Here is a 19,934-nt window from a genome sequence, read left to right as displayed (position 1 = left end):
CCTTAAACGCTTGGCTGATATAGCGGGCGGATGGCCCGGATTAAAGAGCCTGTTCCAACACGCAAGGTTTTGTGAGGTCAGAGAGGGAAATGTTTCGCAAAAGCGGCCTCGCCAGAGGACGAAAACCGGATCACCCGGCTGTTTTCCAAACGCCGGGCCCAGCCGAGATCGATCATCCGGCTTAGCATGGCGCGCCCGACGCTGCCCGCCAGGTGGGCGCGCCGCTCGCTCCAGTCCAGACAGTCGCGGCATAGCGGGGCGCGGTTCCTTTGTAACGTGTCGAGGTCGATGCCAAATTCGCTGACAAAGGTCGCGCCGGTCTGGGTCAGGGATAGGTCAGTCTCGTCATGCAGGATCAGCCCGCGTTGCATCAGGCTGTCATACATGTGCGTGCCCATATCGCCTGCCAGATGGTTGTAACACACCCGTGCCTTGCGCAGGGCGGCGTCCTTGGGGCCGGTGCGGGTGCGCAGATGGCCGGATTTGGCGGCAATGCCCATCAGGCTTTCCAACAGATGCGCGACACCATCATTGGCGAGGGTGGAATATTTATGCCGCCCCTGTTTGCGCGTCACCACAAGCCCGCCTTCAGACAGTTTGGCCAAATGCGTGCTGGCGGTTTGGGCTGAAATCCCGGCCTCGCCCGCAAGTTCGGTCGCTGTCAGGGCCTTGCCGCTCATCAAAGCGGTGAGCATGTTTGCCCGCGCCGGATCTCCGATCAGGGCGGCAATATGGGCGATATCTGGACCTTCTTTCATAGTTCGATGCTAAGCGAAGCATTTGCGCTGATCAAGTCCGTATGCTGTCCGAGGCAGAATAGGAGATTGTCATGCTGACATGCGTCATTCGTTATCAAATCGACCCGACCAAACGGGCACAATTTGTGCAATATGCGCAAAACTGGGGGCAGGCCATCCCGCGCTGTGGCGCGGATTTGATCGGCTATTATGCCCCGCAAGAGGGATCCTCCACGCTGGCCTATGGGATCTACAATGTTGAGAATCTAGCAGAGTACGAGGCCTACCGACAGCGTCTGGCCCAAGACCCATTGGGGCGGGAAAACTATGAGTTTGCCCAGAAAGAAAGGTTTCTTTTACGCGAAGATCGGACATGGTTGCAGCATGTGTCGGCCCCTCATGGTCCGACAAAAACAGGAGGTGCCACGTGATTGCCGTCATTTTCGAGGTCGAGATCGCAGAGGGGCAAAAGCAGCGCTATCTGGATATAGCCGCGCTGTTGAAGCCTGAATTGGAGCAGGTGGAGGGGTTCATCTCGGTGGAGCGGTTCCAAAGCCTGACCAACCCGGACAAATTGCTGTCGCTCTCTTTCTTTCGCGACGAAGAGGCGGTTTTGGCCTGGCGCAATCTGGCGGAGCATCGCCAAGCACAGGCCGACGGGCGTGCTGGGATCTTTGCCGGATATCGGTTGCGGGTCACCCAAGTCTTGCGTGATTACGGCATGACGGATCGCGATGAGGCCCCCAAGGACAGCTTGGGCGCACATAAAGGGTGAACCTGCGGGGGGACTTAACGGCCGGGTCCCCCGAGTTTTAACAAAGAATATGCGCAAGCTTTGCCATTCTGGAATGATCTTGCGCTTTTACGAAACAATATTGCGTGGGCCTTGCAAGCTGCTATAACAATCGCGAATTGCAGGGGAAGACTATGCCAACGCACCGGCTTGATCCAATTGACCGTATGATTCTGGCCGAGTTGCAGGCAGATGGGCGCATGACCAATGTCGAACTGGCCCGTCGCGTCGGCATTTCCGCCCCGCCTTGTCTGCGCCGGGTGCGGACCTTGGAAGAGCAGGGATTCATCAAGGGCTATCACGCGGATGTGGATGCGCGCGAGCTGGGCTTTGAGGTGCAGGTCTTTGCCATGGTTGGGCTGGTCAGCCAGGCCGAAAGCGATCTGCGCGCCTTTGAGGAGCGGTGCCGGGAATGGCCGCTGGTGCGGGAATGCCATATGCTGAACGGCGAGGTGGATTTCATTTTGAAATGCGCCGCACCGGACCTGTCGACCTTTCAATCCTTCCTGACCGGTGATCTGTTGACCGCGCCCAATGTGGCCAGCGTCAAGACGTCTTTGGTCATTCGCGGGGCCAAGGATGAGCCCGGCGTGCCCTTTGACGTTCTTGAGGAACGGCTGAGCCGCAACGCCTAAGGCGTGGTGGGGTAGAACCCCACCCTACGGCATTCCTTATCAGGTCTAACTGTCCAGCAACTGTTCGATCACCTTGCGGGTAGAGCGGGTCAGGCTGACCTGGCCAAAATCGTTCAGGTCGGTGAGGTTGGGGAACATGGACAGGAAAAGCGCGCGCATGTTCTGGCCCAGATCCTGACCGATGCTTTTGCCGGGATGGTAGGTTTCCATCTCGACCCCGCCAATTTCGATCGTGGTGTGTTCGCGCACCATCAGGTGATACATCTGCACGGTGCCTGCGGGCGTGATTTCTAGGAAACGGTCGCCATCGACATAGTCCTGAACTGGAGCCAAAACACGGCCCTGACCCAGCAGATTGCGCAGCTTGTCATGGCGAACGACCATGCGGGCACCGGGGCCGACCATCAGGTCAAAGGCGGGTTTGCCAAGGCCGAAAGCGTCGCTTGTGATGCGGGTCAGGTGGGTCAGTGAACTGGTGCCGTCCTCGCGACCGGTCAAGGCACCGGGCACATAGGTGGTGGAACCGATCCAGGTGACAGGCTCGGCACCGTTTGCGGTTTCAATATAATCGCCGGGCAGCAGATCCTCGATCGCGACTGGGCCACGAACGGTCTGGATCAGCGTGCCTCGGGCAAAAGCACTCGCACATTCCTCAAACAGGGGCGTCGCAGGCGCCACATGTTGACGAAACGAAACTGTGAGATCGGGTAAAAGCGCCGCTGCCTCGTATTTGCGCATGAGAGAGGGTGCGCGGGCTGGCGTCTCCAGCGCGTCCCGTTCAGACGGGAGCGGTGCGGAGAGAGCATGTTGCATGCTGGAGGTGCCGTGACGGAGGCTGGACATGTGATCACCCTTTACTCAGGTATGTCACATTCGTGCTGGCCCCCACCAACAACGACAAATGGACGATAGCGTTTGCGTTTCGTTGAACACGAATAGGCCGCAATCGGGGATCATCGTCAAGATTAGGTCGTTTTTGAGGGGTGGAGCGCGGTCAATCCCGCGCGGATCAAAAGGATTGTCGAGAATTCATAAACGAAAATGCCACATTTCACCGGGAGGAGGGGTGAAACATGGCAAAATTTAAGAGAATCAGATTCGATTTGGCTCAGGCAGAGCGCAAATGCGCCTGAAGGGCCGCGCGACGGCGTGCGATGGAGGCCATACGGGTCGCGCCGCGTTCCCAAGGCATCTGGGTGTTGGTTTCGCGGGCGGTGGCTACGATGGACTTGATGAAGCGCGCTTTGCCGGTGGCGGGGGATTTGGTCGCGGTTTTCATGGGCCTGTATCCTGGTCTGTGTCTGCTCAATCTGGCGTTATGCCTTTGTTAAGCATGTTTTCCTCCGGAAATGGGGCAGACTTGTGACCTTGGTGGGATAATACGGCGACGATTTGTGGATTGTTTCGTGTTCGCGATCAAAGCCGAATGGCCGAGATCAAACGCCCATAATCAGCCTCTTTGGCATGGGTGGTGCGGCGATAGGAAAAGAAACGATCCGGGTCGGAATAGGTGCAATGGCCGGTCCACATCGCCTGAACACCCGCAGCGCGCAGCTTGGTCAGTCCATAGGAGGGCAGGTCAAACATCATGCGGTCGTTAAACCCCGGAATGAAGAAACGGCTGTTCTCGGGATCCTGGGCCTGAAAGGCTTCGACAAATTCCGGCCCGACCTCATAGGCCTTTTGGCTGATCGAGGGGCCGATCACGGCGGTGATGTTTTCGCGCTCTGCCCCGAGGTCGATCATCGCGTCAATCGTTGCCTCTAGCACCCCATCCCGCGCGCCTTTCCACCCGGCATGGGCGGCCCCAATCACTTCGTTGTCGGGATCGGCAAAGAGCACCGGCTGGCAATCAGCGGTGAGGATCGACAAGGCAATTCCCGGTGTGGCGGTGACCAGGGCGTCGGCCTTGGGCTTGTCCGCGCTTGGCTCGGTGACCGTGATGACATCGGGGGAATGGACTTGATGAACGGCGACGAGGTGGTCAGGTGCGATTCCCATCGCTTCGGCGACGCGGGCGCGGTTGATGGCCACCACATCGGATTGATCCGAAGAGCCGGTGCCGCAATTCAAGCCCTCGAACACACCCGAAGAGGCACCGCCGCGTCGGGTAAAGAAGCCGTGGCGCAGAGGGGCCAGCGCATCGGCGGTGATAATTTCCAAAGTCATGCATCAAATCCCGGTGGCAGCGCGGCACCTGTGGGAACAAGTGCCAGTGACTTGAATAACGAACCCATTTCTTGGGGGTGCGTCAACCTGCGATGTGCAGCGATATGCGATTCCAGTGCCGCGCCGCTCAGCGCCTGAGCGAGGGTTTGCGCACGGGCGGTGATGCCAAGGCTTTCCAGCACGACGCCTTGCGGGGTCATGGCGCTGGCTGTGACCCGGTTTGCAGATTTGGCCAGGGCTTCGAAGTCCACATGGGCGGTCAGGTCGGCCTGGCCGGGATGGGCAAACGGATCAGCGTGCTGGTGGTTTTCCAAGGCCTGGAACGTGTCGCCGTTGGAACGCCAATCGCCATAGTCAAAGATCAGCGCCGCGCCGCCATGATCCGCTATGCGTCGCGCGATTTCACCGGTGATGGGGGCGGCAGGGGCGCAGGTTTCGACGAGCTGGCCCGGTGTTGTGTCAGCAAGCCGGTGATCGAGCGCCTGGATCGGTGCGGGGTCCGACAGGGCAGGGATCAGATTGCCGTCTTGCGCCGCCACCATCGTTTCGCGCCAGCCTTTGTCGTCGCGGGTGAATTGGCGGATTGGCAGGGCGTCAAAGAATTCATTGGCGATGAGGAAGAGCGGGGCCTCGGGCAGGTCGGCAATGCTGTCATGCCAGATAGGAGAGTGCCCGGCCAACCGCTGCGCTTGTGCAGCGCGCAAGGTGGGGGAGGCCTCGACCAGATGGATTTGGGCAGCGGCGTGAAAACCCGGAACGGATCTGGTTGCGCGCAGGATGTCCGCCATGAGCGTGCCACGTCCTGGGCCAAGTTCGGCGAGCAGGATGTGCCGAGGGGCCCCTTGGTCAAGCCAAGTTTGCGCAAGGCACAGACCGAGCATCTCGCCGAACATCTGGCTGATCTCGGGCGCGGTGGTGAAATCACCGGCCTGCCCCAGCGGGTCGCGGGTGGTGTAATAGCCGTGCTGCGGATGCAGCAGGCATTGGGTCATGTAATCCGCCAGAGTGATCGGGCCGGTGGTGGCAATCTGGCGGATCAGGATGTCTTTGAGTGCGGTCATGCGGTGGCAGGGGCCGGGCGCTGGCGCAGGGCGCGCAGGATGAAATAGACCCCGATGGCGATCATGGGGATGGTCAGCGTCTGGCCCATGGTCAGCCCGAATCCGTCAATATGAAAGGCCAGTCCAAGCGGATTGCCGGGCGATTGGAATTGCGCATCCGGCTGGCGGAAGAATTCGACGATGAAACGGGCAAGGCCATAACCGGTCAGGAAAGTGCCCAGGATCAAACCGGGCGTTTTCAGCGCCCCACGACGGATGAGGACAAGGATGACCAGGCCCAGAAGGAGACCTTCGAGCCCGGCCTCATAGAGCTGGGAGGGGTGACGTGCGCAAAGCTCGCCCACTGCTTGGCCGCAATCCTGTGCGGCGGCACCGGGAAAGATCACACCCCAACGCACTTCTGTGGCGCGCCCCCACAGCTCGGCATTGATGAAATTGGCAAGGCGGCCAAAGAGCAATCCGACCGGGGTGGCAAGGGCCAGCATATCGGCGGTGGGCAGCTTGGCGATGTTGTTGCGCGCACAAAAGATCCAGGCGGCAATGACGGTACCGAGGAAGCCACCATGAAACGCCATGCCACCGGACCAGATCATCGGGATCTCGTGCGGATTGGCGAGGTAATAGCCGGGTTGGTAGAACAGTACATAACCAAGACGCCCGCCAATGATCACGCCCAGAATGATCCAGGTCAGCAGGTCTTCGATCTGTTTTGGCTGCATCGGTGGTTGATCGTCGCGCCAAAGCGCGGTGCGCTTGACGGTGATCACGGCCAAACGCCAGCCAATAAGGATTCCGGCGATATAGGCCAGCGCGTACCAGCGCAGCGCCAGATGGAAGCCAAAGAGATCAATCGCAAAGATCTCGGGCGAGAGGGGCGGAAAGGGGATTGCTGCCAACATGCGTCCTGTTGCCTCTGGTTTCGGGGGGAAGTCAAGCTTGTGACTTGTCCTTTTGCGCCCCATATAAGGGGTAAGTGTAATGCCGGAGTGACCTATGCAAAGCCGCAACAAGGTATTTGAAGATATCGGCCAGCTGATGACCAACGCAATGGGCGTGGCACAGGGGGCGAAAACCGAAGCTGAAACCGCGATGAAATCCATGATGGATCGCTGGCTGGCGGATCGCGATTTTGTGACTCGGGAAGAGTTCGACGCTGTGCGCGCCATGGCGCAAAAGGCACGCGAAGAGAACGAAGCGCTGAAGGCGCGTTTGGAGGCGTTGGAGAACGCATCCAAATAAGGATGATGGGTAACGTTCGTCCTGCGGACATCACCCCACCCACCATCCCTTTAGGATTCGCCCTGACGCGGCGTCTTATGCATACAAGAGCAAACACAGGATGCTGCCGATAATCAGCAGGCATCCCGCAATTTCTGTTCGATTGATCTTTTCCTTGAAGAAGAACAGGCTTGAGCCGAAGCTGAACAGCATTTCCACCTGAGCCACGACCTTGACCAAGGCCGCCTGTTGCAAGGTGAAGGCAGTGAACCAGCCAAAGGTTGCCGTCGCCCCGACAAAGCCAACCGCAAGGGCCGGTTTCCAAGCCGCGCGCATTTTCGCGAACTGGTCGCGTTCGCGCAGGGCGATATAGGCGAGCATGACACCTGTCTGAAAGGCGATGCCGATCAGCAAGGTTGTGGCGGCCTGGACAAAGAACACGTCCGAGGCGACGCTGCGCGCTGCGGTTTGAAACCCGATAGCGGCCAGCCCGAACAACGTGCCCGATCCAAGGCCGATCAGGGCGGTGCGGCTACCGATGGAGACAAACACATTGCGCAACGTGATTGAGGTTTGCGCAACTGAGATCAGCATGACTCCAAGCACCGCGATGCAGATGGACACCACCGCCCCGGCAGTGAACTCGGCACCAAATAGCACGATGGCAAACAGGGCGGTTTGCATTGGCTCGGTGCGCGAATAGGCATTGCCCACGACGAAATTTCGAAATGAAAACAGATGCACCAGAAGGAAGGTCGCGGCAATTTGGGCAAGCGCTCCGACGATCAGCCAGAGGGCAAAGCGGAAGGACAGGCCGGGCAGTTCAAACCCCATGGGGCCAAACAGGACGGCGCAGTAGAGCAGCGCAAAGGGCAGGCCAAAACCAAAACGGACAAAGGTCGCCCCTGTGGTGCTGAGATGGCCTTTGAGGTGCTTTTGTAGCGTCGAGCGCAGATTTTGCAGAAAGGCCGCGGTGACCGTGATGGGGATCCAAAGGCTCATGATCTGGTCACGCTGCGGCCTGTCTGTGTGTGGTTAGGCTTCGATCATATCGACGCGCGTGGCGTGACGGCCGCCTTCGAACTCGGTGTTGAGATAGGCGTCGACGATGTCCAGCGCCAGACCTTCGCCAACGACGCGCGCGCCAATCGACAACATATTGGCGTTGTTATGGGCGCGGATCATGCCCGCTGAGAACGTGTCAGAGCAGACACCGCAACGGATGCCCGGCACTTTGTTCGCCGCCATCATGATGCCCTGGCCCGTGCCGCACAGGATGATGCCAAGCGCGCAATCGCCCGAGGCCACCAATTCGGCGGCGGCTTGGCCGTGCTTGGGGTAATGGGTGCTTTCATTGGTCACCGGGCCGATATCGACCGGTTCCCAACCCGCCGCTTTGATATGGGCGGCGATGGTCTGGCGAAGGTCGATGGCGGCGTGGTCGCTGGACAGGGCGATACGTTTATTGGCGGTCATGGCAGGGTCCGATTCGAGAGAGTGTCAGGTCTTGGACGGGATAATCTGCTGAGCGATGCCTGCAAAGAGCAGATAGATGGATGTGACATTCAGCCCCCAATGCGCCCAGCTTTGCGGATGGAAATCCACCCACGCCGCCCAGCCGGCAAAAAAGGTCCAGGCCAGTGCAATGGGCAGCGAGAGCGCGCGCCAGCGCTCGGTGCGCACCGGGTGAATGAATTTGAGCGGTAGGAACATGGCAATCGCCAGCACGGTCACAAGGGCGAGGATGATCCAGAAATCGGGACGCAGCGCAAAGAGCACGATCACCAGCATGTTCCAGCATCCGGGGAAGCCTTGGAACGAATTATCCGCCGTCTTCATCCGGTTATCGGCGAAATACATCGCACTGGCAAAGGTGATTACGATGATTGCAAACCACCCGGTCCAGCCGGGCAAAAGGCCGGATTGGAACAGGGCAAAGGCCGGGATGAACACATAGGTCAGATAGTCGATGATCAGATCCAGCAACACGCCGTCAAAGCGCGGCGCATAAGTCTTGACCTCATATTTGCGCGCCAGCGGGCCGTCGATGCCGTCAACGGCAAAGGCCACCACAAGCCACAAAAACATCAAAGACCATTCTTCCTGCACAGCAGCCAGCATGGCCAACATGGCAAAGACGGCTCCGGTGGCGGTGAGCAGGTGGACAAACAGGGCGCGCGTTTCAAGTGTCATTCACCTGTCATGGCGGAAAATGACGTGGGGCGCAAACAGGCAGTTTTGGTCTTGAAGCAGTTTCAAGCTCATGGCACACCCGGTGCACTCTCAGGGCGGGGTGAAATTCCCTACCGGCGGTATGCAGTTTTCTGCGAGCCCGCGAGCGGCTTGGGCAGCCCCCAAGTGTCAGCAGATCCGGTGAGAGGCCGGAGCCGACGGTGAAAGTCCGGATGGAAGAGAGCGGACAGGGCGCGCCTGCAACAGGCGGCGTGCCTTTGGTCGTGATCGCCTTGGGTGGATGTGTCTGCACAAAGGAGATCATGATGACACACCCCCGATTTGCTTTTGTTAAAGCGGCGTGGCACGCGGAAATTGTCGATCAGGCTTATGCTGGGTTTTGCGAGCTGATTGACGCGGAACATGTCGATGTAATCGACGTGCCGGGCGCGTTTGAAATGCCATTGATGGCGCGGGATTTGGCCGCGACAGGCAAATATGCCGCCATTGCCTGCGCGGCGCTGGTGGTTGATGGCGGGATCTACCGCCATGATTTTGTCGCTCAGGCCGTGGTTGATGGGTTGATGCGCGCCGGGTTGGATACGGGCGTGCCGGTCTTGTCAGTGTCACTGACGCCGCATCACTTCCAACCGACCGAGCATCATATCGGCATCTATCGCGACCATTTCGTTGAAAAGGGACGCGAAGCAGCACAGGCAGCGCTGGGCATCCTTAAGGCGCGCGAAGCTTTGTGATTTATGCTCCCCGTCGCCGAGAGGGGGCGGGGAGGTTTAGGGTCAGGACCCATTAATTTGACGCCACTGGCGCAGGAAGAGCAATAAAGCAGGGGTTTTGAGCGCGTAGGAACTGGCGGGGTCAATTGCAAGCGGTCAAAGCCGCTGCTTTGCAGCGCTCCCTGCGTCTGCAAGATTTGATTGGTCTTGTCCCTGAGCTACGTTACATCACCTTGAAATACAACCAGTATTCCTGCGGTGATGTGCCTTGTCAGGACCAAGACCAATCAAACCAGTGGCGTTAAACTAATGGGTCCTGACCCTAGGATGTTTGGGGTGGGTTGGCCATCAGGGCCGCCAGCTCTGCCAGCTCTGAGCCGATCCCGGTTTCGACCTGATCCGCAGCGGCGCGGCGCACAGTGTCGTCCTTGTTCTGGCCAAGCTTCCAGGTGCTGTCGATATCTTCGACACGAAAGCGATAAGGCAGGATCATGCGCAAAAAGCGCGCCTGAACCTCATCGTTGAGTTTATCCATTTTCCAGACCGGTTTGGGCAGAAGCCGGGTTTCGTAATCATCTGATTGCGCCGCCAAAACGTCGGGCAGGTCCTCTGGCGGCAGCGGCTCTAGCACGCCCGTCAGATGCACCGCGACATAGTTCCAAGTCGGGACATGATCATCTTCACCATACCAATCCGGCGAGATATAGGCATCGGCCCCGGTCACCAGAATCTTGGCCGGACTTGGCTCTTTGAGGCGGGTGATCGGGTTGGAGCGCACGAGGTGCAGCACAGCTGAGCTGCCATCCTCGGCCAGCAGGAACGGGATATGTGAAATCAGAGGCACTGGATTGGCGGAGATCACCAAAGACCCAAAGGCCCGTTTGCGGGCAAATTCCAAGCTGATCTGGGTCTCGGTTTTGCGAAAATTCGGGTTCGGGTGCATGGCTGACCTCTTGGCTCATCTGGCGAATGGTCCAAGGGGTAGGGGCGCGGGATGAGCTGGGCAATGGTTACATTGTACCCCAAACAATTCCAGGTTTTGGGCAATTGCAGCTATCGCGAGGCCAACCACTGGCGTTGCGCTTCGCCCAGACGGAAATGCCCGGTGATCTTGTGGTCAAACAACATGTTTTCCGTCCGCGTACCCCAGCCGATATTATGGGTCACCAAAGGGGTGCCATCAGGGCTGTGTTTGTCCGAGATAATGCCGATATGGGGCAGGTTGCTGCCGGATAGGCGGAAAGACACGATGTCACCGGTCTCGAACGCGGATGGATCGGAGCTGAGCGGCAGGTCAGCCCCTGCGCGAGTCAGCAGAACTTCAAGGTTGGGAACACGGCGGTGGTCGATATTCCGATCGGTGGATTTCAGGCCCCAGATTGTTGGGTATTTGGCAAAATGCGCCTTCATGTCCTTATGCGTGGCCTCTTGCAGGTCGATCCCCCAGGCGTCACGCATGGCGCGGATCACCACATCGGTGCAAACGCCCCGCATCCGGGGCAGATCGCCCATGGGGTACTCCAAACCGACATAGCGCGGATCATAGATCAGGGTGACACCAACCTGGGTCTGTGCGGCTTGGGCCAGGCGAAGCGGCGGCTGGTCGGGCAGCGGCGGCGTGGCCTGTGCCTGATGGAAATAGGCGCCAATACAGAGGGCGGAGATCAGAGAAACAAGTAGGAACAGGCGCATAGAGAACTCGTGGCTTTGGAACAGGGGGGATTATGCGCAATGTGACTGGATTGGCAAAAGGGCCGGGCGGGAATTCGCTGGCGGCGCTTAAGGTTCTAGAGATGATAGGTCAGCGCGCGCTGGATGAAGAGCTGTGTTTTGCCATCTGCAAGATCCGCGTCATCCGACAACAGCAAAGCGCGCGTGCCGTCAAAGCTGAGAGTATCGGGAAATTGCGTCTGGAAATCGGCGACAAGACGGGTTTGGCAATGCACGAACAGCGCTTTGCCTTGGGTCTTCTTTGACACGCCAAGCCGCAGGGTGGTCCCCGACTTGGTGGCTGAGGTCAGATAGGCGGGCTGGCCCCATTTCAGACATTCCTCAAGCGGACCGATGGTCTTATCCTTGGCTGCCGTGGCAAAGATCAGCTCGCGCAACTGCAACAGGCCCGGGCGGAGATGCGCAGGAAAGGCGTCAAAGGCGGCTTGCACCTGAGGAGAGGCAAAGGGTGTCATTACCTAAGGTTGCGACGGGGCGCAGCAATGGGCAAGCCCCTATCAACCCTGTGCCAAGAGCTGGTTGCCCTTACTACCGGAAATTGTCGTGGAGACGATCTGCCCGACCTTTTGTGGCGATGCAAAATGCACTTCGGTGAATTGCTCGGTCCGGCCCATTTCCGGGCTTTCCATCAAAACCTGATGGGTCGCGCCCTGCTGCGCTGCGAGGTGTCGTTGCACCTGAGCCTCACCAGCTGCGCGAAGACGAGCGGCGCGAGCCTTGATGACTTTGCCATCCACCTTGTTTGGGATCTTGGCGGCAGGCGTGCCTTCGCGCACCGAATAGGGGAAGACATGCAGCCAGGTCAGATCGCAATCCTCAACCAGCTTGAGCGAGTTTTCGAAATGCGCCTCGGTTTCGGTCGGGAAACCAGCGATGATATCGGCACCAAAGGTCATGTCAGGGCGCAAACGGCGCGCCTCTTCGCAGAATTGAATGGCGTCGTCGCGCAGGTGGCGACGCTTCATCCGTTTCAGTATCAGGTCATCGCCATGCTGCAGCGACAGGTGCAAATGCGGCATCAAGCGCGGCTCAGTAGCGATGGCCGTCATCAGGTTCTCATCCGCCTCGATGGAATCGATCGAACTGATGCGCAGACGTGGCACATCGGTCAGGCGCAGGATGCGCATGACCAGATCGCCCAGGCGCGGTTCACCCGGAAGGTCCGCCCCCCAAGAGGTCAAATCAACCCCGGTCAGCACCACCTCGTTATAGCCCTGTTGAACCAGGCGTTTGATCTGATCCACCACGACACCGGCGGGAACCGAGCGGGAATTGCCGCGACCATAGGGGATGATGCAGAAGGTGCAACGATGGTCACAGCCGTTTTGCACCTGCACATAGGCGCGGCTGCGGGTGCCAAACCCGTCAATCAGATGCCCGGCGGTTTCGGTGACCGACATGATGTCATTGACCTGCACCGATTCCGTTTCGCCGATAAAATTCGGCCCCAAACCGTTCCAGGTTTCGGGGGACATCTTTTCGGTGTTGCCGATAACGGTGTCGACCTCCTCCATCGCGGCAAAGCTGTCTGGGTCGATCTGCGCCGCGCAACCGGTGACGATAAGCTTGGCATCCGGGTTTTCACGGCGCAGCCGCCGGATCTCCTGACGCGCCTTGCGCACGGCCTCTTGGGTCACGGCGCAGGTGTTGATTACCACGGCATTGTCGACCCCGGCCTTGGCCGCGAGGTCTTTCATGGCTTCGGTTTCATAGGCGTTCAGGCGGCACCCAAGCGTGGTGAACTTGGGCGGCTTGATATTGGGAATGTTCACCTTTGCGCCTCCAGCCAGTCGGTTTCGAACTGGCCGCTAAAGACATGAGCGGTGCCGCCGGTCATCCAAACGCCATCGTCTTTCCAATCGATCTGCAAGCTGCCGCCATCTAGATCAATTTGTACCGAGCGCCCGGTCAGCCCGCGCCGCGCCGCCGCCACCGCGGTTGCACAAGAGGAGGAGCCCGAGGCCAGCGTCACGCCAACGCCTCGCTCCCAAACCCGCATCCGCAGGTGGTTTTCGCCAATCAGGCTGGCGAATTGCACATTGGTGCGTTCAGGATAAAGCGGGTGGTGTTCGGTTTCGCTGCCCCGCGCCTTTAGATCAACCGCCTCCGCGTCCTCCACAAAGAAGGTGCAATGCGGATTGCCCATGCCGGTCGCGGTTGGTGCGCCGTCGATGGGCAGTTTCAACGTGTCCATTTCTTGCGCCAGCGGAACCTCATCCCAATTCAACTGCGGGTGCCCCATATTGACCGAGACCAGCCCATTGCCGGCTTCAAGCGCCCGCAACGTGCCGCGATCCGTGGTCAGGGTCAGGTCGGTCGCACCGGTTTCATCCATTAGATAGCGCGCCACACAGCGTGTGGCGTTGCCACAAGCGGCCGAGGTTGAACCATCGGAGTTGTAAAAGATCAGATGCGGGTCGCCATCGCGCAAGGTGATCTCGGCAAGTTGGTCGAATCCCACGCCGAAGTGGCGATGCCCAATGGCGGTGATCTGCGATTCTGACAACTCATGCTTGCGCGCACGGGAATCGATCACGACAAAGTCGTTTCCCAGCCCGTGCATCTTCATAAATGGCAGTGTCATCGCAGAATCCTGATTGTCTGAGGGGGCTATATACGCGCCCCAGCCCTTTGTTTCCAGCGCTTCGCACGGTGTGCAATCCTGCTATGCATTTTCTTGTGCAGTTTTTTCATTTAGGCGCTTGACCCCCCCCACCACCATCACTAAAAGCCCCCCTCACAGAGTGGGCCGTTAGCTCAGTTGGTAGAGCAACTGACTTTTAATCAGTGGGTCGCAGGTTCGAATCCTGCACGGCTCACCACTTTATCCAAAGGCTGACAAATGACACGTAGTTTGTCGCTTTTGACAGAGGTTTGCCTCTTTTCGACAGCTAATTTGTCACTTGGGGTGAGCTCTAGCTATTAGTAACCACCACACGACATGCATCTGAACATTTGACTGGCAACTGGCGTTCTTTCATATAGCTGGTGAGACGCAATCTTGTATCGCCCTCTTTCCGAGGCCCACGCGTGAGCGTGGGCTTTCGTGCATTTGGCGATCTGTTTCACCAACGTCGTGTATTCACGTGAGCTTGGGCACATATGTCCGTGTATTTCTGGGTCGATATCGTATAGGTGACCTGCAACTTTTCCTCGGGTTGCCTAGGTCGGCAATCATTTATGCGTTGGCTCCGAATTTGAAGAACTTTTCTCGTAATTGGGGTCTCTGGCGAAGCAACCTTTCGATTTCAAATGCTGAGAAGTGCTTTTGAGAAATGCTCCTCCGTTCTCAGATGGCATCAGCAGCGTCGAACAAGGTCGCGTCAATTACAGTGGAGGTCATGATGCCAAAACCATCCGCACCATACTGATCCAGCATGTCACCAATGTCAGTCACATCGCGCTTCCCGAGCGATTTCTTGGAAGTGACCAATTTACATTGAAAGACGAACTTCCTGCTCGGTTCTCTGTAAGCAAGCGGTTGAGTCCAGACGACAATGTCTCGACCGCCATCTCTAGACCGAGCCTTTCCCATCTTTCGAATTGTCTCGTGGTTGAAGCCAGGGTGGGAATAAATGATGTCGTAGCAAAGCGTCTCGAATTGCTCATCATTGAGAGTTCTCCAGTCAAACTGGTGGGCTGCCGAAAGACCTAAGGCTTCTTCGACGCTTTCTGAGAGTTGGGTGATTCTGTCAGCCAACGCCTTGGTCTCAAATGTATTCAGCGGTCTTGTGTCGAAAAATAGATGATGCCAACCTTCTTCCTTGTCGGATAGCACAATCAATTCTCCGCTTTCATGAACAAGACAATCGTGTTTCGCAGCAGTTTGTTCGAGCGCGTCTTGACCTCTGGCAGCTTGAGATGAAAGCAAACTGGGCGAGGTCGAAAACAATGGCTGTTGCCACCCTAAACGCAGGACTTGATCTTCCTCTCCGAGGAACGATTGGCAAACCCGCGCCTTGAGAAACCCATCCAAGGGAAAGTGAACGTGCTGACTGCCAGTTGTTGCGATGCAGGCTCTCTCCATCATTGTCAGTCTTGCAGCGTGAAACTGCGAGATTTTCACGTCCTGATTGAGGACTTCGAAGAGGTCATCAAGATCAACGCCTTCAGGGACAATCCAGCTCTCAATTGATGCATAGGCATCCCCACCGAGCCTTGTCGAGAAGGCGGACCTGTGGAAGCCGAAACGCCTTTCGGGATAGCGCGCCAAATCGGTCTGCACCCAGTCGGTTTGCTCGTATGTGTAATACGCGCCGTTGATGAGGTTTGCATAATAGTCGTCGACCAAGGCCGGGAAAAAGAACTGTGCCTCGTCGAGGTCTTTTTTGTATTGCTCCATGGTGTCTGGATACTTGTCAAAATAATCAGAGAATTGTTCGGCGATTTCCGGATCGTCGCCGCCAAAATGGATGCACGCCTGTCGCAGAACATCCAGAAATCCAGGTTCCGGCTCACACCCTTCGAACACGAACTGCGTCCGGTAAGGTGGATTAGATTGTCGCTCCATGGATAACTGAGGGTTGTGAACTCGGGCCGCCATGGCTTCGGCGACGAATGAAACGTCGAGAATGTCCTCACAAATCGATAGGTGTTCACTCGCCCGTCCGATCGCATAGGCGGGAATAATGACCGAGACGTGCTTTGGGCAATCCGCTTCGGCTTCGATACTCTTGATAATCAAGAGTAGATTGTCTGACTCGAGGTTGATCTGATGCGGAATACAGCTTTTCATTTCTTGTCCAAGTCAACGTTTAGGGATCGAGGGCGGCTAACTTGGCACTCCATTCATGTAAGATCGCCGCATCTAAAGAAAGCCGAAGGTTGCTGGTTTCAAATTCTTCCCTATTTTCTCCACGAATCGAATTCGGAAGGCAGCAAGCTGTAGACTTGCTCCTTGGTCATCGAATGCATGTCGAAATTCATTTGCAGCTGTTTCGCCACCTTGGTCGCCAAGCGTCTGGCGCTGCCAGGGGTTTCTTTGCCAAGCGCCTTTTTCTTCATAGCCCCGCTTTCGGCATCCAAGTACATTTCGACCGACACCTCCAGCAAAGCCGGTGTTGTCAGGAAATCCTTGTCGGAGGTATAGAGCTGCTCGATGGCATCGGAGTGCTCATACATGGGCCGAGACAAGAACAGGCGCGCAGCAGTCTCTCCCAGTTGCCTGTGAAGCCAGAACGAAATGAAAGCCAGATGCCTGTAGTAACGGAACTTGCTGTAGGCGAGGGGAATATACCGATAGGTACTCCATAGATCATGTGAGATTCCCCGACTGGATCGCTTCAGCAATTGAGGGAGGTAGACCGCCGATATCCAAGCCCATAGTCCCACATTCGAATACTGGACCTTGGACAATTCGGCAGGAAGTGCCTCGTGAAGATAGTGGCCGAAATCGTACCTTGAATCGAAGACCATGGAGACATCGATTGGGTCAGCTCCAGGCACCTCTTGAACCAATTCTGAAGTCCCAGCGATTTTTTCAACCATGGAAAAGAAATCTTCGGAAACCTTCGCTGGCTGCGAAGATTTCACCTTTACCCTCTCCGCATCCATCAGTTCCTGAAAGGCGACTACACCATCCGAATTGAACTCGCAAAGCGTTCTCTCCATTACAAAATCTCCTCGATCAGGGTTTTGCCGTCCCGCCATTTCTGACTGGTGAACGCAGCAACGATCTGTTCGACGAGGTCGAGCCTATCAATGTTGTCTGCGTCGTTGAGATGGGCAGCTTCTTCTCCCTCGAGGGGTATTGCGAGCCGTTGCTGAATAAAGCTCACCCACTTTGCCAATAGGGAATCCTCGTCAATGTCCTTGATGCTGTCAAATCTCAGAAGAATCCCTGTGGCGACACTTCTCACGATCTCGGGAAAGACATGCGCGGCGAACAGTGGATCGTCGACGAATTTGTGGAAATAGTCGGCGTGCACGAACACCTCGAAGTCTCCTTGCCCATCCCAGCCGACTTGCCAAATGCGATCCCCAATGCTCGTTGAGGGCTTGGGATGAAAGATACCTTGGTTCTGTTCCCCCGAGCCTTCGTCCCCACTGCCGGTATGGAGCCTTACACGCCCACCCGTCGCGGCGAGGATCTTCCCTGAAGCATCTACAGAACGTGAAATCACCTTCAGGCGAAATTCCAAGTTTGCTCCATCCGGGATCTCATGCAGCTCGATTTCATCCTCGTACCTGTATTCCGGAAGCACATGTCGACGGATGTCGCCGAGCGCGAAGACATCGAGTACGAACTCCTTAGGTTCTTCTTTGTCGAGCTTGCACTCTTTCTCGATCGCGGCCCGGTCGAATTTTGCATGTATTCGGACAGTTTCCCCTTGGCGGTCAATGAGTTGTAAAGAGAAAAGCTCGCTTTTCTGTTTGATCCGAGCTCGACCAGTGAAATTATGCGTGTCGTTGAATTCAAGCTGAATGGTCATCGGCTAACCTCATCACAATTTAATTCTTGGATGGATCAGCAAGTCCCGGTTCCCATCGAAACCTTTTGCTGAAACCCGAAACTCCGGCTGGAGCAACTCAACGGTGAAGGTATTCTCCGACGCCGAAATAACTTCTGCTGCCCCTTTTGGCGAAATCTCGATTGGAATGGTCTTTCCAAATTGGAAGTCAATTTTGCTGTAGTCCCGCCATGATCTGCTTTTTCCGAGAGCCGATACATATGCCGCTTTCACGGAAACTTCGACTGGGAAGGCAACTTCCTCTTCTTCGAACAGTTCGGCAATGTTCCCCACCGGGAGCAGGTCGAAACCCGGGTTCTCTGTATCCCTTTCGACCCGAATGGCAGGCGACCTCTTCACTGGGGGGATGTCATCCGGTTCCTCCGACTTTTTCCGCTTCTGTCCACGTTTCTTCTTGGAACCAACCCCCATCGGTTCCGTGACAGAGAAGATATCATCGGCGAAATTCTCGTATGTGCTCGCATCCTCATCTTCCCGCGAAAGGATGCGATACATGTGTGCTGGGAGATCCATCACAAACCGCAGCGCCCAATCGGATGTGAAGCTTTTTTGTTCATTGAAACGATTCAGGAACCACCTCGTATGTGCCGGCTCTTCGGCTTCCTTGAGGTAGTCCGACATATCTCGATCTTCAGCGATCAAGAAACAGGTGACATTCTTTGCCGGGATGTTCGAGGGTTGCCTCGATATGATAATCTGGTTCCGGATGAATTGCGCATTGTCGGTCAGCTTGTAGTCATCTTTTTTGAAATAGACTTCGACCAAACCGACCTGCTGCTCCCCATCAACAGTCTCGAATTTCAGGCTGAAGCTAAACCCAACCAGTTGACCATTCTCGAATGCAGAAAACATCCTTCCGAGGTTGTCTTCCGAAAAACATTCCTTGGAAACCGCTCCTCGGGTGTCTCCATGAGCAGTGTGGCTCATGGTCGGCTCATTTCCAGCAAACCAGTTTGGGTTTCCGCCGGTCTTGAGTTCAAGGATCTCCCGCACAATCCCGACACGGTGTTCAGTATCCGAAACAGCTTTCCTGAGCCGCTCTCCTTGATCTGCAATATGCGTGATCACTTCTGAGAGGTTCTCCGCGCACACCGTCGTCGTCTCGCCGGAAAGGCGATCGACGACTTCGACAACAAGATCACCCTTCAGGATGGGCCAGTAGTAATCGCGTACTGTCGCAAGGAGAAGCCCACTGCTGTCGACTGAACTGGGAATGCCCGGGATGAAGATCGACAAGCCGCTCTCGTCACGCTTCAAGGAGAACTCGGACAGGAACCTCTCAACGTCAGTAGTTTCCTCGATTGGCATGAACTTTTCATTGCCATCTTCATGAACGGATTGGCCAAATCGGCCATAGCCGAGATAACTGCTCCCGTTCACCCGATGATAGGGCAAGTTCGCAAAGCCAAGAAGATATCTCTTCCGGTCTTCGCTGCGCTTTGTCACCGCCAAAAACAGCGACATCCCGGAAATACGAGTAAGAGTGGTTTTACCAACGCCGTGACTGCCGCTGGACCCTTTACCCTTGCCACTGATCCCATCGTTCCACCAGAAGCCGACGAAGTTGGATCCCGAATGAGCGTTGCTTTTGTCAGTTTCGCCGATAAGGCCCTTGGTGCCTTCATCTTCGATAATCAAACAGCGAAGCTCCCTTCCGGCAAAACTCTCGGCGAATTTTCCGAGGTCGTTGCTCGACAGATGGTTGTCAACGGTCTCTCCTGCTTGACCAGTCCGGAGGAATGGCTCAAGCGTTTCCCATGGGAACGAGGCCAACGAAAGACGCACTCTGACCGGCTTCGTCGGATCAAGAGCTGCGTCCAATGAGTTCTGGACAGCTTCGCGAACCAGAGCCGTCGAAGCATCCTGATCGTTGAAGAACTCATTCAGTTTCGAACTTGAATTGCTGTGCTCTGGGCCGGCCTTTGGAAAACTCCACATCACATCTTCCTAATTTACAATTTGAAATCTTGGTCCGAGGGGCGGGTCTGAGCAAAACGCCCCTTTAATGCTTTCATTTCATCGTCGAGCGCCTTCATGATTTTCCGAACATCACTATCATCAAACGAATAGTTGTTCCTGTTCGAGAGATTTCCGATGAGGCGGAGATCCTTGATCGCCTTGTTCACGCGCTTCTCGGCGAGTTCCTCAAATTTCTGTCGCTTGTCTCGTTCAACCATCGGCCGTCACCTCCAACTCGCGTGGCGCCCGACTCAT

General features: G+C 56.6%; 24 protein-coding genes, 1 tRNA gene and 1 riboswitch. Of the genes, 6 read left to right on the top strand and 19 right to left on the bottom strand.

The window, feature by feature from the left end; all coding sequences use genetic code 11:
• Positions 1-77: 77 nt before the first annotated feature.
• The gene (locus CLV87_RS06990; RefSeq protein WP_099242469.1) at positions 78-758 is read right to left on the bottom strand and encodes an ArsR/SmtB family transcription factor; all 681 of its coding nucleotides are present in this window, start codon (positions 756-758) and stop codon (positions 78-80) included.
• A gap of 71 nt (positions 759-829) precedes the next feature.
• Between CLV87_RS06990 and CLV87_RS06985 the strand changes: the two genes are divergently transcribed.
• The 3 genes from CLV87_RS06985 to CLV87_RS06975 all read left to right on the top strand — a co-directional run bounded on the left by CLV87_RS06985 (position 830) and on the right by CLV87_RS06975 (position 2,165).
• Positions 830-1,168: an NIPSNAP family protein gene (locus CLV87_RS06985; protein ID WP_099242471.1), complete on the top strand. Its 339-nt coding sequence runs from the start codon at positions 830-832 to the stop codon at positions 1,166-1,168.
• Complete coding sequence (locus CLV87_RS06980) at positions 1,165-1,512, top strand: antibiotic biosynthesis monooxygenase family protein (RefSeq protein WP_099242473.1); 348 nt, start codon at positions 1,165-1,167, stop codon at positions 1,510-1,512. Before CLV87_RS06985 ends, CLV87_RS06980 begins: the two co-directional genes overlap by 4 nt.
• Positions 1,513-1,664: 152 nt before the next feature.
• The gene (locus CLV87_RS06975; RefSeq protein WP_099242475.1) at positions 1,665-2,165 is read left to right on the top strand and encodes an Lrp/AsnC family transcriptional regulator; all 501 of its coding nucleotides are present in this window, start codon (positions 1,665-1,667) and stop codon (positions 2,163-2,165) included.
• Positions 2,166-2,210: 45 nt separating this feature from the next.
• Here the strand turns inward: CLV87_RS06975 and CLV87_RS06970 are convergent, their stop codons facing one another.
• From CLV87_RS06970 to lgt, 5 genes are all read right to left on the bottom strand, one after another.
• Entirely contained in the window at positions 2,211-3,008 is a 798-nt protein-coding gene (locus CLV87_RS06970; protein ID WP_099242477.1) for a Hint domain-containing protein, read from the bottom strand.
• Between the two features lie 265 nt (positions 3,009-3,273).
• The gene (locus tag CLV87_RS23820; RefSeq protein ID WP_166652687.1) at positions 3,274-3,444 is read right to left on the bottom strand and encodes a hypothetical protein; all 171 of its coding nucleotides are present in this window, start codon (positions 3,442-3,444) and stop codon (positions 3,274-3,276) included.
• A gap of 137 nt (positions 3,445-3,581) precedes the next feature.
• A complete protein-coding gene (pgeF, locus tag CLV87_RS06965) occupies positions 3,582-4,334 on the bottom strand; it encodes a peptidoglycan editing factor PgeF (protein WP_099242479.1) in 753 nt (250 codons plus the stop codon).
• Entirely contained in the window at positions 4,331-5,395 is a 1,065-nt protein-coding gene (locus tag CLV87_RS06960; protein WP_099242481.1) for a class I SAM-dependent methyltransferase, read from the bottom strand. Before CLV87_RS06960 ends, pgeF begins: the two co-directional genes overlap by 4 nt.
• Entirely contained in the window at positions 5,392-6,294 is a 903-nt protein-coding gene (lgt, locus tag CLV87_RS06955; protein WP_099242483.1) for a prolipoprotein diacylglyceryl transferase, read from the bottom strand. The genes CLV87_RS06960 and lgt overlap by 4 nt, the downstream gene beginning before the upstream one ends.
• 94 nt (positions 6,295-6,388) lie before the next feature.
• On the opposite strand from lgt, the gene CLV87_RS06950 reads away from it, so the two are divergent.
• Positions 6,389-6,634, top strand: coding sequence for an accessory factor UbiK family protein (locus CLV87_RS06950; RefSeq protein ID WP_099242485.1), 246 nt, complete (start codon positions 6,389-6,391; stop codon positions 6,632-6,634).
• A 75-nt stretch (positions 6,635-6,709) separates the two neighbouring features.
• Here the strand turns inward: CLV87_RS06950 and CLV87_RS06945 are convergent, their stop codons facing one another.
• Genes CLV87_RS06945 through CLV87_RS06935 form a run of 3 tightly spaced genes read right to left on the bottom strand, consistent with a single transcriptional unit; the run spans position 6,710 to position 8,806 of the window.
• A complete protein-coding gene (locus CLV87_RS06945) occupies positions 6,710-7,615 on the bottom strand; it encodes an EamA family transporter (RefSeq protein ID WP_099242487.1) in 906 nt (301 codons plus the stop codon).
• A 33-nt stretch (positions 7,616-7,648) separates the two neighbouring features.
• Complete coding sequence (gene rpiB, locus CLV87_RS06940) at positions 7,649-8,089, bottom strand: ribose 5-phosphate isomerase B (protein WP_099242489.1); 441 nt, start codon at positions 8,087-8,089, stop codon at positions 7,649-7,651.
• A gap of 24 nt (positions 8,090-8,113) precedes the next feature.
• Complete coding sequence (locus tag CLV87_RS06935; protein WP_099242491.1) at positions 8,114-8,806, bottom strand: CDP-alcohol phosphatidyltransferase family protein; 693 nt, start codon at positions 8,804-8,806, stop codon at positions 8,114-8,116.
• 82 nt (positions 8,807-8,888) lie between these two features.
• Positions 8,889-9,034: riboswitch (FMN riboswitch) on the top strand.
• A gap of 77 nt (positions 9,035-9,111) precedes the next feature.
• On the opposite strand from CLV87_RS06935, the gene CLV87_RS06930 reads away from it, so the two are divergent.
• Positions 9,112-9,540: a 6,7-dimethyl-8-ribityllumazine synthase gene (locus tag CLV87_RS06930; protein WP_099244653.1), complete on the top strand. Its 429-nt coding sequence runs from the start codon at positions 9,112-9,114 to the stop codon at positions 9,538-9,540.
• 301 nt (positions 9,541-9,841) lie between these two features.
• On the opposite strand, the gene CLV87_RS06925 is transcribed toward CLV87_RS06930, so the two are convergent.
• The 5 genes from CLV87_RS06925 to dapF form a co-directional block, all read right to left on the bottom strand.
• The gene (locus CLV87_RS06925; RefSeq protein ID WP_099242493.1) at positions 9,842-10,462 is read right to left on the bottom strand and encodes an FMN-binding negative transcriptional regulator; all 621 of its coding nucleotides are present in this window, start codon (positions 10,460-10,462) and stop codon (positions 9,842-9,844) included.
• Positions 10,463-10,572: 110 nt separating this feature from the next.
• A complete protein-coding gene (locus CLV87_RS06920) occupies positions 10,573-11,211 on the bottom strand; it encodes a DUF1287 domain-containing protein (protein ID WP_099242495.1) in 639 nt (212 codons plus the stop codon).
• A gap of 95 nt (positions 11,212-11,306) precedes the next feature.
• Positions 11,307-11,705, bottom strand: coding sequence for a DUF1801 domain-containing protein (locus tag CLV87_RS06915; RefSeq protein ID WP_099242497.1), 399 nt, complete (start codon positions 11,703-11,705; stop codon positions 11,307-11,309).
• A 42-nt stretch (positions 11,706-11,747) separates the two neighbouring features.
• Entirely contained in the window at positions 11,748-13,007 is a 1,260-nt protein-coding gene (gene mtaB / locus CLV87_RS06910; protein ID WP_099244655.1) for a tRNA (N(6)-L-threonylcarbamoyladenosine(37)-C(2))-methylthiotransferase MtaB, read from the bottom strand.
• Positions 13,008-13,018: 11 nt separating this feature from the next.
• Positions 13,019-13,834: a diaminopimelate epimerase gene (dapF, locus tag CLV87_RS06905; RefSeq protein WP_099242499.1), complete on the bottom strand. Its 816-nt coding sequence runs from the start codon at positions 13,832-13,834 to the stop codon at positions 13,019-13,021.
• Positions 13,835-13,996: 162 nt separating this feature from the next.
• Here dapF and CLV87_RS06900 point away from each other — a divergent pair.
• Positions 13,997-14,072: transfer RNA gene (locus tag CLV87_RS06900), tRNA-Lys, on the top strand.
• A gap of 467 nt (positions 14,073-14,539) precedes the next feature.
• Here the strand turns inward: CLV87_RS06900 and CLV87_RS06895 are convergent.
• From CLV87_RS06895 to CLV87_RS06875, 5 genes are all read right to left on the bottom strand, one after another.
• Positions 14,540-15,985, bottom strand: coding sequence for a restriction endonuclease (locus CLV87_RS06895; RefSeq protein WP_099242501.1), 1,446 nt, complete (start codon positions 15,983-15,985; stop codon positions 14,540-14,542).
• A 110-nt stretch (positions 15,986-16,095) separates the two neighbouring features.
• Positions 16,096-16,860 carry a hypothetical protein gene (locus CLV87_RS06890; protein ID WP_099242503.1) on the bottom strand — a complete coding sequence of 255 codons (765 nt, stop codon included), beginning with the start codon at positions 16,858-16,860 and terminating at the stop codon, positions 16,096-16,098.
• Positions 16,860-17,681 (bottom strand): hypothetical protein, encoded by an 822-nt coding sequence (locus tag CLV87_RS06885; protein WP_099242505.1) that lies wholly within the window; start codon positions 17,679-17,681, stop codon positions 16,860-16,862. Before CLV87_RS06885 ends, CLV87_RS06890 begins: the two co-directional genes overlap by 1 nt.
• A 12-nt stretch (positions 17,682-17,693) precedes the next feature.
• On the bottom strand, positions 17,694-19,658 hold the full coding sequence (locus tag CLV87_RS06880; protein ID WP_099242507.1) for a hypothetical protein: 1,965 nt from the start codon (positions 19,656-19,658) through the stop codon (positions 17,694-17,696).
• A 14-nt stretch (positions 19,659-19,672) separates the two neighbouring features.
• Entirely contained in the window at positions 19,673-19,897 is a 225-nt protein-coding gene (locus CLV87_RS06875) for a hypothetical protein (RefSeq protein WP_099242508.1), read from the bottom strand.
• Positions 19,898-19,934: the final 37 nt, after the last annotated feature.

It is taken from the genome of Pelagimonas phthalicica (assembly GCF_004364805.1).
GTDB lineage: Bacteria > Pseudomonadota > Alphaproteobacteria > Rhodobacterales > Rhodobacteraceae > Pelagimonas > Pelagimonas phthalicica.
Note: the sequence above shows the minus strand (reverse complement) of the source record. Positions and strands in the feature narration are given on the sequence as shown.